Raw genomic sequence first — 12114 nt, forward strand, 5'->3', positions numbered from 1 at the left:
CAAAAATTAGTTGGTGAGCGGCACCGGCGGCGGCAGGGCATCTCCCCCGCGCTCCAGCAACGAGCCACTGCTGTAGGAGGAATTGGCCCGCGCTTCAACATAGCCAGTGGTTGGCGCTGCGGTGCGCCGCGTGCGCGTGGCGTGCCAGCTTGCCACCGTAACTGGCAGCGGATGGCGAACCTGCTGTTCGGTCTCGTTCTCCTGCGGCGCAGGGCGCGGGGTCAGAGCCGCTACATGGGCAACAGCCGGGGCCGTGCGGTGTGTGACAGGCTGCGCAACCGGAGCAAGACTGGCCACTGTGGTAACAGGCCGTGCCACGGGTGCTGCCGGGCGTACGGCATCAGCCAGAACCGTGGGGGCGTGGCGCACGGGGGCAGGCCGCGTAACAGCGGCTACCGTACGAGCCGGTGCATCACTGGTGTCTTCATCCAGCATGTGGGGTGCTACATCATGCCGGATAACGGCGCGAATGGGCGGCCGTGCATGGGCAGGAGTAGCATCAGCCACAAGGGTAGGGGTGCGAGGCGTTTCTGCCGTATCGTCATCATTGCGGTCATGACGCGCTACAGGCTTGGCATCCGCCGTAACCACGGCAGGCGCATGCACAACCGGAGCCGTAACGGCAGGTGCTGCAACAGTGTCAGCAGAAGCCAGCGTGGCAGAAACCAGCCCAGCCCGCGGATCTTCCGCCGGACCACGCCCGGTGGAGGGCAGGTGCTTGTCCAGATCCGCCATGCGCACGAACTGTGATGGGTCCATGGGGTGCAGGCTTGCCAGATGGTGCTCGGCCAGACGGGTCAGGCGTTCAGGCTGGTTTTCCAGCGCCCATTCCGTGCGCAGCATGGCGGTCTGGGACCGCATGCGCTCCGTATCAGACACGATTTTGGAAATCTGCTGATCCAGAACCGTTGTCTGATGTTTCTTGGTGTACAGAAAGAATCCCGATGCAATGGCCAGGACAGCGCAGCAGCAAGTAAAAGGCCGGGGGATCATGGATTCAGTCCTTTGCCTGAGAAGGAAACATCAGTAGGGCGCTTTGCAACGGCACGCAGGCGTGCGCTGCGGGCACGTGGGTTGGCGGAACATTCTGCATCACCCGGGCGAACGGGTTTGCCGGTCAGCGCAACAAAGGGGGCATCATCTGCCTTTGTCATGGCTGCACGCGGGTCATAACGGGAGAAGCTCTGGCTCTTGCCGGTGGCATTGCCCAGAACACGTTTTGCAATCCGGTCTTCCAGAGAGTGGAAGGACACAACAACAAGTCTGCCGCCGGGTGCCAGCAGATCAAGCGCCTGCTCCAGCCCGCGTTCAATTTCGCCAAGCTCATCATTCACGGCAATGCGCAGGCCCTGAAAGGAGCGGGTGGCGGAATCAATGCCAGAGCGGTCAGACGGCACAACCCGGCGGATCAGCCCCGCCAGTTGCGCCGTGGTGGTGAAGGGGGTTTCAACACGGTCTGCCACAATGGCGCGCGCCACGCGGCGGGCATGTCGTTCCTCACCATAGAAATGGAAAATGTCAGCCAGTTCGGCTTCACTTGCGGTATTGACCACATCCGCCGCCGTGCGCCCAGTGCGGGCCATGCGCATATCCAGCGGGCCATCCTGCTTGAAGGAAAAGCCGCGTTCGGCTTCATCCAACTGGAAGGAAGACACGCCCAGATCCAGCACAATGCCATCAAAAGCGGGGGCTTCTGCCTGCTGCGTCAAATCCTGCATGGTGCCAAAACTGCCGTGCAGCATATGCAGGCGCGGCTTGCCAGAGGCTTCGGCAAAGGCTTTTGCCAGAATGTTGCCGCGCACAATGGCGTCCGGATCACGGTCAATAGCCCATACGGTGCAGTCGGCCGCGTTCAGAATGGCGGTTGTGTATCCGCCACCGCCAAAGGTGCAGTCCAGAATGGCGTTGCCATCAGCCGGTTTCAGGGCTTCCAGCACTTCCGTCAGCATGACGGGAATGTGGCCGCTGGAGACAGAGGTGGGGAGGGACAGAGGCAGAGCGTTCATGATGCCTCGCCATCCCGAGCAGCGGGAATACTTACGCGGCGGGAGCGCAGGCGGGCTTCTGCACGGCGCTGCTTGGCGGCTTCGGGTTCCCAGATCTGAAAAGTGCGCCCAACACCCATGAAGGCGGCACTGGCGGCTTCTGTCAGCCCGGCATGTTCACGCAGAAAATCAGGCAGAATGATACGGCCTTCGCGGTCCGGGTCCATGGGGTAGGCATCCGCATACAGGGCTGCGGCCAGATCGTCGTGTTCGTCAGAAAACATGTCCAGCCGGTCAAGCGGTTGAGTCAGGCGGGCAAACGCGGCGGCGGGCCAGGCTTCAATGCAGGGCATGGTGTGCGATGGCCGGAGAATCACCAGAGAGTCGCCTTCAGTATGCTGGGCCTTCAGGACTGAGCGGAACCCGGCTGGAATCGAAACACGCCCCTTGGCGTCGAATCGATTTTCATGCGTGCCGAGGAACACACTCACGAGAGACGAAATCCTTCCGAGTCAGACCTTTCCGTTCACAGAACAGCGGGGAACGGTGCCGCCTCCACCACTTTCATGGTGATGTTTGGGATAGCATGGGATTTTATGGGAAGCAAATTAAAACAACAGAAAAAACAGCAGAAAACTGCGGTTTGCAAAGTATTGTCCTAGAACTGTTCAAGGGGGGTAAAATACCAATACTGAAAAACCAAACAAGAGATTGACATTATTTGTTCTATAAATGTTCTCATTTGAGGGGTGAACATGGCAGAACACCCATGAAAGCCCATGCTTTGGGGCAGAAAAATGGAAGATGCCAGACGGCCTGTAAGCCGGGTTCTGTCCGGCCCCAAAAGGGGCGTGGACGGTCATTCCTCTGGGACCCGCCTTGCAGCGGGCCTCACGCAACCAACCCGAGCGACGGGGCGAAAGAACCCCTGAAACCCTTGCGGGTTTCTGCCGCTCCTATTCGGTCTTGCTCCCGGTGGGGTTTACCGTGCCTCCTCCGTTACCGGAGGAGCGGTGCGCTCTTACCGCACCGTTTCACCCTTACCTTCAGTGCTGTCCCACGGTTTCCCACGGGGCAGAACCCGGAAGGCGGTCTGTTTTCTGTGGCACTTTCCCTAAGGTCACCCTCGCCGGTCGTTAACCGGCACCGTTCTTCCGTGGAGCCCGGACTTTCCTCCCCCTTGCAAAGCAAGGCAGCGACCGTCCAGCCGTCTGGCGTGCGCACCCTGCTGCCAGAGCCGGACCAGGTCAAGCGAAAACACACGCTGCACCATTGCCCTTTATGAACAGGATGTGACAGCTTTGTATCTGCTGGCATGGTGCGCTCTTAAAGAGCATAAAAAGGAGAAGCAGCGTTTCATGGTGGACCCATCAGGCTTTTTGCACGCAGAGACAACGCCAGTACGGCCTGCGTTATCAGCGCGTTTGTTGCTGTGGTGGATCAGATGGCAAGCGCAACGGCGGCGTAAACAGTCAGAAGCCGAGGCAACCACGCCAGACCCGTTACCCGTGCCGGAAGAAGCTGTGGAGCACACGCAGGAGCAGGCACAGGAGGCCTTTCTCAAGGCATTGCGGCAGGCCATGGATACGCCTTCCTTCCCCACGCGCCTTTCTTCCGTGCCTTTACGCAAGGTGTACGCTCTCTCCGTGCCCGGTGCTGCGGGCCTTATGCCCGCACGGCTTTATATTCCCCATGGGCGGGTGCGGGGCGCCGTGCTGTATCTTCATGGCGGCGGGTTCGTGCATTGTGGGCTGAACTCCCATCACGGCATCTGCTGTCGTCTCGCGCGCAGTTCTGGCGCGGCGGTGCTGATGCCTGATTATCGTCTGGCGCCAGAGCATCCTTATCCTGCCGCAGCGGATGATGCGCTGGCGGCATACCGATGGCTCGCAGATCTTTCCCGTCAATATTGGGGCGGCAAGATAGCCGTTGCCGGAGATAGCGCAGGAGGAAATCTGGCCGCAGTGGTAGCGCAGGATGCAAAAGCGGGCCGTTGCCCCCAGCCAGCCTTGCAACTGCTATATTACCCATCCCTATACGGAGCGGAAACGTTCCCGTCCCATGATCTGTATGCGGAAGGCTATTTTCTCTCCCGTCGCTCCATGGAATGGTATGGAGATCGGTACATCGCGCGGGAGGAGGACTGGACCTCCCCGCGTTTTGTGCCCGGCCACCAGCCCGACCTGCACGGTCTGGCTCCCGCCATGATTATCACTGCGGAATGTGACCCCATGCGGGATGAAGGGGCGGCGTATGCGCGGGCGCTAACTGCGGCAGGTGTGCCCGTACAGTATCTGTGTTGCCGTGGAGCCGTGCATGGGTTTCTGAATTTCTATTCCCTGATGCCGCCCGGTAAGTTCGCGCTCAGATGGGGTGGCCGCGCCTTACGCAAGGCCTTCACCCCATAAACAGAAAACGGAAGGCGGGGTAAGCGCGCCTTCCGTTATCAGACTTTATCCTCGGGATGCTTCCATGACCCTTCTATGGAAGAGGATGGAACGTGCCCGGTGAGCCTTGGTCAGACTGAATAATCCGGTTCATGCGGTCCACCTGTAACGTGAACAGTTTGGGCAGATCGCCCTTGGGGCCGGGGCATGTGCCGGAATGTTTCTGCATCACATCAATGCGGGAGGCATTGGGCGGATCATTCCCGTTCACCACAAACAGCAGGCAGTCCGGCCGATCATGAGACATGCCGTTATGGGTCACCACCACACGCAGGTGGCGCACAAGGGCGCTATCATCAAACCAGCTTTCGGGCCGGAAGGTGTAGCGGTCTGTCAGGGTGTCAATCATGCCGCTCTTGGCCAGCACAATCATCAACACCGTAATGGGCAGAACCAGAGCCAGACGCCGCACAATGTGCTGGCGCAGGCTGCGCTTCTTCAGTGGCCCACGCGGGGGAACGGAGGGTTTGGGTTTGTCGGTCATGTCAGCATGTCCTCATGCCACATGGCTCCATCACGCGCCAGAAGGGCGCGGGTGGAGGCCGGGCCCCAGCTTCCGGCCGGGTAGGGTTCCAGCGGGGAAAGTCCCTGCCGCCATGAGGACAGAATGGGTTCCACCCATCGCCATGAGGCTTCAACTTCATCACGACGAATAAACAGGGCGGGGTTGCCGCGCACGGCATCCAGCAGCAACCGCTCGTAAGAATCCTGATATTCCATGGTGAACTGGTTTTCATAAGACATGTTCAGCGCGGCGTTCCGCACCCGGAAACCGCCCGCACCGGGGTCCTTGGAGGCAAGCACCAGAGAGAGGCCTTCATCCGGAGCAATGCGGATCACCAACCGGCCCGGGGAGGGGGTATTGGTGAAAATGGGCCAGACCTGAGGGCGGAACTGAAGCACGATCTCGGTGGTTTTGGCCGCCATCCGCTTGCCCGTGCGCAGGTAGAACGGCGTGTTGCCCCAGCGGGAGGTGCGGATCTTGGTGCGGATGGCCACAAAGGTTTCCGTGTTGGTCGCGCGGTCATGCCCCAGATCTTCCGCGTAGCCGGGCACATCCTTGTTCTCAATGCGGCCCGCGGTGTACTGGCCGCGGATAACGTTCTGGCGCACCATGTCCGGGGTCATGGGGCGCAGGGCATTCAGCACTTTCAGTTTCTCGTTGCGTAGATCATCCGCGCTGAGGGAGGCCGGATCATCCATGGCCAACATGCACAGCACCTGAAGCAGGTGGTTCTGCACCATATCCCGCATGGCGCCGGACTCGTCGTAATATGCACCGCGGGAGCCAACGCCGACGGTTTCAGCCGCCGTAATCTGCACATGGGCTATGGCATCTGAACTCCACAGTTTTTCCAGTGCCGGGTTGGCAAAGCGCAGGGCCAGCAGATTCTGCACCCCTTCCTTTCCCAGATAATGGTCAATTCGGTAAATGGACTCTTCAGGAAAGAAGCGGCCCACGCCATCATTGATCTGGGTGGCGGTTTTCAGGCTCACGCCGATCGGCTTTTCCAGCACCACACGGGTGGCGCGCGTAATCAGCTTATGCTCGGCCAGTGCAGCACATAGCGGCGCATACAGGGCCGGGGCGGTGGCCAGATAATAAACCCGCGTTCTGGCCTGATCCTTCAGGGCGTCTTTCAGTTCATCCCAGTTGCTGTCAGGCTTGGTGGCGTCCAGCGCCACGTAGGTAACAATGCTGAGAAACTGGTCAAGCAGCGTGGTGTCCTTGGCCGTATCTGCCGCAAATCCCTTTAGCGCCTGCCGCACCTGCTGGCGGAACTTGTCCGGGGTGTGGGCAGAGCGCGCAATGCAGATAATGCGGGCATCCTGTGTGAACTCTCCGGCATGGAAGCGGCGCAGGAACGCAGGCAGCAGCTTGCGCATTGTCAGATCGCCCGTGGCGCCGAAAATTATGAAGTCAAAGGGGTCAATCAGATTGACATGCGCCATGAAATTTTACTCCCGCAGGATGCGTGGGGTTCCCTTATAAACGCCGGGAACAGAAGTGGTGATGCACACTGTCGTTGTTACGAGCCCGAAGGGGAGGCGAGCAAGGGGCAGGGTTTGTCTGCAAGGCTTCCGGCTGTCAAGGCAATTGACCGCAGGCCCCGCGCGCGATAAGCCCGCCGCTTTGGTGCACAGGTCGTGCGGGCAGCGTGGCTGCACGCCTGATGGCCTGAGCATGGCAAGCAAACAGGGGGACTGACGCATGGATAACGAAGGTTTTTCCGGTGGGGAAGACGCCGCTGTAGGTGGCATTGCCGCAGACCGGCTACGTAGCATTATTGAACGGGTTGAGCGTCTGGAAGAAGAACGCAAGGCATTGGCCGGAGATATCAAGGATATCTTTACAGAAGCAAAGTCCGCCGGGTTTGATGTAAAGGTGATCAAACAGATCATCCGTCTGCGCAAGCAGGAGCCCGCAGAAATTGAGGAGCAGGAAACCCTGCTTGATATCTATCGTCGTGCATTGGGCATGTAACGGGCTGCACGGCTCCTGATGGCGTATTTCCTGATGGAAATTGCTAGGGAAACGTGCGGAAAAATGGCGCGTGGGGTCTGCTGTTTATGATGTCACTGTCTTTTCCTGACTGGATGCCACTCTGGGCGCAGCTTGTGCTCATGGCGGTGGGGATTGTGTTTGGCCTCGGCTTCCTCATGATGCCCTTTGCCGTGTTTGGCGTAAAAGGGCGTCTGGCGGAGCTTGAACTGCTTGTGCAGGAACTGCATGCGGATGTGCGGGCCATTTCCCTGCGTCTGGCATCTGTACAGGGCGTGGAAACAGGCCGTCTGTCACGGGATATGTATGACCGGCCCCAACCACCCGGACAGGCTGTGGTGGAAGAAGTGCGTCCTCCCGAACCTGTGCGTCCTGCGGGGCCGCCGTCACCACCGGTTCTGGGGCCGCTGCGTGCGCCGCGCGTCTCAGACGCCTATGAACCGCGGCAGGATGCGCCTCCTGCACCGCACGTTGCCTCGGAACGTTCCTCTCCTCCGTCCAAGCGCCGGATGCCTTGGCACGAACCTGTGTCTGAGCGGGAAGAAGGGCGTGCAGAACCGCAGGCGCATATCCGGCGGCGTGATCTGGCACCAGATGCCAACCAGCCACCCTATCGGCCAGATTTCTCCCGCGAGCGGGAAGATCTTCACACACCCAGACGTCATGACCCTGAAACAGGCCGCACGGAGCCGATGCTGAACTGGCCGCCGGGCAGGCCTTCCATTCAGGAAGAGGGTGGCTTTAAAAAATTCCCCGGCGCTTTAGGCCGGGGTGTCAGACCATCACCAGATCATCACGATGAATGATCTCGTCACGGCCCTGCCAGCCAAGAATGCCTGCCAGTTCCGATGAGCGATGGCCCGCAATCCGCCGGGCGTCATCCGCATCGTAGGATGTCAGGCCACGGGCCAGAATACGCCCGCTCTCGTCAATCACCACAACCAGATCACCTTGCGTAAAGTCTCCCTTCACGCCTTTTACACCGGCAGGTAGCAGGGAGCCGCCATGGTTCAGGGCATCTGCCGCGCCCAGGTCAATCATGATCTCGCCAGCCGGGGTCAGGCTGCCTGCAATCCATTGTTTGCGGGCTGTCTGGCTACAGGTCTGCGGCAGGAACCAGGAGCAGCGGGCTCCTTCAAGCAACGCGCGCAAGGGGTGGTGTGTCTTGCCCAACGCAATGGCCATTGCGCAGCCTGAGCGTGTGGCAATGCTGGCCGCCAGCAGTTTGGTGCGCATTCCGCCCGAAGAATAGCCGGGCGGTGGTTCGCCCCCCATGGCTTCAATATCAGGCGTCAGTGTTTCAATCACTGGCAGATGGGTGGCGGTGGGGTCTGTGCGCGGGTCCGCTGTATACAGTCCATCAATGTCAGAGAGCAGAACAAGCTGATCGGCATCCGTCATCTGCGCCACGCGGGCCGCCAGACGATCATTGTCTCCAAAGCGGATTTCAGCCGTGGCAATGGTGTCGTTTTCGTTGATGACGGGTACACACCCAAGGCCCAGCAGGGTTTCCAGTGTGGCGCGAGCATTCAGGTAGCGCTTGCGGTCTTCCGTATCTTCGGGCGTCAGCAGAAGTTGGGCGGCTGTTAAACCCTGCGCAGAAAGAGCATGGCTCCAGGCTTGCGCCAGACTGATTTGACCGACAGCCGCAGCAGCCTGTTTTTCTGCAAGACGCAGTGGTCCGTTGGTTAGCCCCAGTGTGTGCCGGGCCAGCGCAATGGCGCCAGAGGAGACAACCGTAACGTCCGTTCCCTGTTTTCTCAGCAGGGCGATATCTTCCGCAACACTGGCCAGCCACGCCTGCCGAGGGGCGGCGTTTTCCGCATCCACCACCAGCGCGCTGCCAATTTTGACAACAAGCCGCCGCGCGGAAGAGAGGGAAGGGGGAGTGGGGCGTCCGGTCATGGAAGAATCCGTTACTGGCAGTGTGGCCTTTACCGGAGAGGGTTAAAGCATATCCCGCCCGCTGCGAGTATCCACAGGGCCGGAATATGTCCGTTTACATCCCCAAGGCGGGGGTGAAACGGCTGTGCGATGCCTTATCCTCTTCCCGTATTCTTGTGCCGGTTTTCAGGCGTTGGTCTGGGTCCGTCAGGAGGGCGCGTTTTCCGCTTCTTCCCGACGAATAAGCGTGACGCGATCCTGAATGGTCCGCAGCAGTTCCGGCACCCCTTGGCGGGAGGCGGCAGAAATCAGCATGACGGGTGCGCCACTGGCTTTTTCCAGCGCTCGGCGGCGTGCTGAAGCTTCCTGCGGGGTCATGGCATCATTCTTGTTCAGCGCAATAATTTCCGGCTTGTCAGCCAGACCGCCGCCATATTCCGTCAGTTCATGGCGGATAGTGCGCCACGCATCCACAACATTGCCGGCAGCGCCGTCAATCAGGTGCAGCAGCACGGCGCAACGTTCCACATGGCCCAGAAAGCGGTCTCCAAGGCCTGTGCCTTCATGCGCGCCTTCAATCAGTCCCGGAATATCCGCGACCACGAACTCTTCCGTCATGGAGAGGCGAACAACCCCAAGCTGCGGGTGCAGGGTGGTAAAGGGATAATCCGCAATTTTCGGGCGGGCGGCGGAGACAACAGACAGGAAGGTGGATTTGCCAGCATTGGGCATGCCCACAAGGCCCACATCTGCAATCAGCTTCAGGCGCAGCCATACCCAGCGTTCCTCACCCGGCCAGCCTTTGTCCGAGCGGCGAGGGGCGCGATTGGTGCTGGTCTTGAAGTTGGCGTTCCCAAACCCGCCATCTCCGCCACGGCACAGGGTTACGCGCTTGCCAGCCTCATCCAGGTCAGCCAGCAGAGTCTCACGGTCATCATCCATGATCTGGGTGCCGATGGGCACCTTGATGATAACGGGCTGTGCTGCGGCCCCCGTGCGGTCTGACCCCGCACCGTTTCCGCCTTTGCGGGCGCGAAAATGCTGGGTGTAGCGGAAGTCGATCAGGGTGTTCAGGTTGGGCACGGCTTCAAAAATGATGTCGCCACCGCGGCCACCATTTCCACCGTCCGGTCCGCCGAACTCAATGTACTTCTCCCGGCGGAAGGCGGTTACGCCGTCTCCACCATCGCCCGAACGGACATAGATTTTTGCCTGATCAAGAAACTTCATGGGGTAAGGGTACTTTCAGTGCCAAAACAGGAAAAGGGGCCGATCCTGAGGACCGGCCCCTTTCGCCATTCCGGCCACGGGTATAACGCGCAGCAGGGGTGCTTGATGCTTATTCAGCAGCAGCCGGCAGCGCATCAACAGAAACGTGCACGCGGCCTTCAGCGCGACGTTCAAAGCGAACGCTGCCATCAATCAGAGCGAAGATGGTGTGGTCACGACCAACACCAACGTTTGCGCCCGGCTTCATCTTCGTGCCGCGCTGGCGGATGATGATGTTACCGGCAACAACCTGTTCGCCACCAAATTTCTTGACGCCAAGGCGGCGTCCGGCGCTATCGCGCCCGTTGCGGGATGAACCGCCAGCTTTCTTTTGTGCCATGACCTAAGTCCTCCTGGTCTTGCCTGCTCTTGAACCCTGATGCGGGATTCAGGCGGCGTTGATCTCTTGAATGCGCAGAACGGTTACCGGCTGACGGTGACCATTCTTGCGGCGGCTGTTCTGCCGGCGGCGCTTCTTGAAGATGATGACCTTCTTGAGGCGGTCCTGAGCGATGACGGTTGCCGTCACCTTTGCGCCAGCTACGGTGGGGGCGCCAATGGTGGTGGTGCCTTCGCCACCTACGGCAAGAACCTCATCAAACGTGATGGTTGCGCCAGCTTCGGTTTCCAGTTTTTCAACCTTGAGCACCATGTTGGGCTCAACCCGATACTGCTTGCCGCCGGTGCGGATAACTGCGAACATAATAAACGGTCTCTCTTTCCGATCTCTCAACCTCCCGCGGCGGTATGCAGGCGAGTGGTCTGGACGCTTTTTGTTCTTGTGCCGCACAGGCGGCATGCCTCCCTCTGTGGGGAGTGGTGCGGCCTTTTAAAGGTTTGCAGTGGCCTCCGTCAACAAAAACATGCACAGCATCCCGCTTGCACGCTCATTCAAGCCCGCTTATAAGCCAGCTTCACGGAGAGGTGCCGGAGCGGTCGAACGGGGCGGTCTCGAAAACCGTTGTGCGAGCAATCGTACCGAGGGTTCGAATCCCACCCTCTCCGCCAGATAAATCAAAGAATCCCAGATTTTTCAGGCAGTTATCTGATTTATCAAAATTCATCCCACCTTGAGACCCATCTTAAAAAATGCGTCATCGTGCGTCGCTTGGACGCGATATGCGTCGTTTTATAAATTTCACGATGTGACCTACTGACTGATGTCCTGCGTTCTCCAGAGACATCTAGAGGAGATCTGAGGGCGCGACTGAAACAGCGAACCACGAAAAAACGCTCAGAAATTTCTTGAAATCGTCGTCCGTGCTCGGCTAACGTTAGTAGGTTAGCTGACACTACAGTACGAAAACCTCTAGCAAGCCCCGAAGGTTCTCTGCCACTGCTTCAAGCAGAGACCCTGTAGAACACTGAACGCCGAAAAAACCAAACGAAACTAGTATCATCGTTAGTCCTATAAGGGACTGGTTGGAAAGGCGTGTCATGAGTTCTGTTTTCCCCCTTCGTCGCTCTGACGACATCTTTATAACGCGTCGGGAAGCTTCCGAGCGACTACGCGTGTCCCTCTCGACAATCGACAGATATGTCGCAGCGGGCGAGCTCGAACGCTTGAAAATCGGTCCAAGGCGAACTCTGTTTCGACTGCGCGATGTCGAAAGGCTCGTCCGTCGTGACGGCAGCGCTTCTTCCGCCATGCAGACCACACTGAGCAACGTCTGGTCGTAGCTGCTGATTTTATCAGCGCAGGATACCTGCGGATCTATCCTTTCCATGATGAAAGCTAGCGCTATGTTTGACGTCGCTGAGATTGACTTTGCTTGGGACAGCCCTTGGGACTCCCTGGAGATGAAATGCGTCTATCAGGATATTGTTTTCTGGATCCTGTGTGATGTCACTCGAGAGATTGATCCCTATTACAAGACTAATTGCTACAAAGTAGATAATCCTGATGATATATTTGCAAGACCAACTACCGTAAATGACTTACATAACTTATTCTGGGCATCTCCTTCGGAGATTTCTGAAGGGTGGTCTGTTGATTTTCGTTGAGAACTGACCCGGGTTTTTCATG

Annotated in this window: 14 protein-coding genes, 1 tRNA gene and 1 other RNA gene; 6 read left to right on the plus strand and 10 right to left on the minus strand. The window is 58.9% G+C overall.

Annotation, left to right across the window (positions count from 1 at the left end; all coding sequences use genetic code 11):
- Positions 1-6 precede the first annotated feature (6 nt).
- The 4 genes from ftsL to rnpB all read right to left on the minus strand — a co-directional run bounded on the left by ftsL (position 7) and on the right by rnpB (position 3200).
- Positions 7-993 carry a cell division protein FtsL gene (gene ftsL / locus AD944_RS06385; RefSeq protein WP_045542795.1) on the minus strand — a complete coding sequence of 329 codons (987 nt, stop codon included), beginning with the start codon at positions 991-993 and terminating at the stop codon, positions 7-9.
- Positions 990-2006, minus strand: coding sequence for a 16S rRNA (cytosine(1402)-N(4))-methyltransferase RsmH (gene rsmH, locus AD944_RS06390; RefSeq protein ID WP_006559179.1), 1017 nt, complete (start codon positions 2004-2006; stop codon positions 990-992). The genes ftsL and rsmH overlap by 4 nt, the downstream gene beginning before the upstream one ends.
- Positions 2003-2476 carry a division/cell wall cluster transcriptional repressor MraZ gene (gene mraZ, locus AD944_RS06395; RefSeq protein ID WP_045542796.1) on the minus strand — a complete coding sequence of 158 codons (474 nt, stop codon included), beginning with the start codon at positions 2474-2476 and terminating at the stop codon, positions 2003-2005. The genes rsmH and mraZ overlap by 4 nt, the downstream gene beginning before the upstream one ends.
- Before the next feature lie 312 nt (positions 2477-2788).
- Positions 2789-3200, minus strand: an RNA gene (gene rnpB, locus AD944_RS06400) — RNase P RNA component class A.
- 143 nt (positions 3201-3343) lie between these two features.
- Here rnpB and AD944_RS06405 point away from each other — a divergent pair.
- Positions 3344-4393, plus strand: coding sequence for an alpha/beta hydrolase (locus tag AD944_RS06405; RefSeq protein ID WP_045542804.1), 1050 nt, complete (start codon positions 3344-3346; stop codon positions 4391-4393).
- A gap of 73 nt (positions 4394-4466) precedes the next feature.
- Here the strand turns inward: AD944_RS06405 and AD944_RS06410 are convergent, their stop codons facing one another.
- Positions 4467-4916, minus strand: coding sequence for a hypothetical protein (locus AD944_RS06410; RefSeq protein WP_045542797.1), 450 nt, complete (start codon positions 4914-4916; stop codon positions 4467-4469).
- Positions 4913-6385, minus strand: a complete 1473-nt coding sequence (gene zwf / locus AD944_RS06415) for a glucose-6-phosphate dehydrogenase (protein ID WP_045542798.1) — start codon at positions 6383-6385, stop codon at positions 4913-4915. The genes AD944_RS06410 and zwf overlap by 4 nt, the downstream gene beginning before the upstream one ends.
- A gap of 259 nt (positions 6386-6644) precedes the next feature.
- Here zwf and AD944_RS06420 point away from each other — a divergent pair, with 259 nt between their 5' ends.
- The gene (locus tag AD944_RS06420; protein WP_006559171.1) at positions 6645-6917 is read left to right on the plus strand and encodes a DUF2312 domain-containing protein; all 273 of its coding nucleotides are present in this window, start codon (positions 6645-6647) and stop codon (positions 6915-6917) included.
- Positions 6918-7003: 86 nt separating this feature from the next.
- Complete coding sequence (locus tag AD944_RS06425; RefSeq protein WP_236709247.1) at positions 7004-7741, plus strand: hypothetical protein; 738 nt, start codon at positions 7004-7006, stop codon at positions 7739-7741.
- On the opposite strand, the gene proB is transcribed toward AD944_RS06425, so the two are convergent.
- The 4 genes from proB to rplU all read right to left on the minus strand — a co-directional run bounded on the left by proB (position 7710) and on the right by rplU (position 10791).
- Positions 7710-8840 (minus strand): glutamate 5-kinase, encoded by a 1131-nt coding sequence (gene proB / locus AD944_RS06430; RefSeq protein WP_006559169.1) that lies wholly within the window; start codon positions 8838-8840, stop codon positions 7710-7712. The two genes, AD944_RS06425 and proB, sit on opposite strands and share 32 nt — an antisense overlap.
- Positions 8841-9026: 186 nt before the next feature.
- A complete protein-coding gene (gene obgE, locus AD944_RS06435) occupies positions 9027-10049 on the minus strand; it encodes a GTPase ObgE (protein WP_045542799.1) in 1023 nt (340 codons plus the stop codon).
- A 109-nt stretch (positions 10050-10158) separates the two neighbouring features.
- On the minus strand, positions 10159-10428 hold the full coding sequence (rpmA, locus tag AD944_RS06440) for a 50S ribosomal protein L27 (protein ID WP_006559167.1): 270 nt from the start codon (positions 10426-10428) through the stop codon (positions 10159-10161).
- 48 nt (positions 10429-10476) lie between these two features.
- Positions 10477-10791, minus strand: a complete 315-nt coding sequence (gene rplU, locus AD944_RS06445) for a 50S ribosomal protein L21 (RefSeq protein WP_006559166.1) — start codon at positions 10789-10791, stop codon at positions 10477-10479.
- A 215-nt stretch (positions 10792-11006) separates the two neighbouring features.
- Here rplU and AD944_RS06450 point away from each other — a divergent pair.
- The 3 genes from AD944_RS06450 to AD944_RS06455 all read left to right on the plus strand — a co-directional run bounded on the left by AD944_RS06450 (position 11007) and on the right by AD944_RS06455 (position 12092).
- Positions 11007-11096: transfer RNA gene (locus tag AD944_RS06450), tRNA-Ser, on the plus strand.
- A 429-nt stretch (positions 11097-11525) separates the two neighbouring features.
- On the plus strand, positions 11526-11768 hold the full coding sequence (locus AD944_RS16330) for a helix-turn-helix transcriptional regulator (RefSeq protein WP_035729032.1): 243 nt from the start codon (positions 11526-11528) through the stop codon (positions 11766-11768).
- Between the two features lie 45 nt (positions 11769-11813).
- The gene (locus AD944_RS06455) at positions 11814-12092 is read left to right on the plus strand and encodes a hypothetical protein (RefSeq protein WP_045542800.1); all 279 of its coding nucleotides are present in this window, start codon (positions 11814-11816) and stop codon (positions 12090-12092) included.
- Positions 12093-12114 lie beyond the last annotated feature (22 nt).

The sequence above is a fragment of the Acetobacter tropicalis genome, from assembly GCF_001580915.1.
GTDB lineage: Bacteria > Pseudomonadota > Alphaproteobacteria > Acetobacterales > Acetobacteraceae > Acetobacter > Acetobacter tropicalis.

Bases quoted from the DNA above. Each gene is read 5' to 3' on its own strand.
- ftsL (WP_045542795.1), bottom strand. From the start codon at position 993: ATGATCCCCCGGCCTTTTACTTGCTGCTGCGCTGTCCTGGCCATTGCA.
- rsmH (WP_006559179.1), bottom strand. From the start codon at position 2,006: ATGAACGCTCTGCCTCTGTCCCTCCCCACCTCTGTCTCCAGCGGCCAC.
- AD944_RS06405 (WP_045542804.1), top strand. From the start codon at position 3,344: ATGGTGGACCCATCAGGCTTTTTGCACGCAGAGACAACGCCAGTACGG.
- AD944_RS06410 (WP_045542797.1), bottom strand. From the start codon at position 4,916: ATGACCGACAAACCCAAACCCTCCGTTCCCCCGCGTGGGCCACTGAAG.
- zwf (WP_045542798.1), bottom strand. From the start codon at position 6,385: ATGGCGCATGTCAATCTGATTGACCCCTTTGACTTCATAATTTTCGGC.
- AD944_RS06420 (WP_006559171.1), top strand. From the start codon at position 6,645: ATGGATAACGAAGGTTTTTCCGGTGGGGAAGACGCCGCTGTAGGTGGC.
- AD944_RS06425 (WP_236709247.1), top strand. From the start codon at position 7,004: ATGATGTCACTGTCTTTTCCTGACTGGATGCCACTCTGGGCGCAGCTT.
- proB (WP_006559169.1), bottom strand. From the start codon at position 8,840: ATGACCGGACGCCCCACTCCCCCTTCCCTCTCTTCCGCGCGGCGGCTT.
- obgE (WP_045542799.1), bottom strand. From the start codon at position 10,049: ATGAAGTTTCTTGATCAGGCAAAAATCTATGTCCGTTCGGGCGATGGT.
- rpmA (WP_006559167.1), bottom strand. From the start codon at position 10,428: ATGGCACAAAAGAAAGCTGGCGGTTCATCCCGCAACGGGCGCGATAGC.
- rplU (WP_006559166.1), bottom strand. From the start codon at position 10,791: ATGTTCGCAGTTATCCGCACCGGCGGCAAGCAGTATCGGGTTGAGCCC.
- AD944_RS16330 (WP_035729032.1), top strand. From the start codon at position 11,526: ATGAGTTCTGTTTTCCCCCTTCGTCGCTCTGACGACATCTTTATAACG.
- AD944_RS06455 (WP_045542800.1), top strand. From the start codon at position 11,814: ATGATGAAAGCTAGCGCTATGTTTGACGTCGCTGAGATTGACTTTGCT.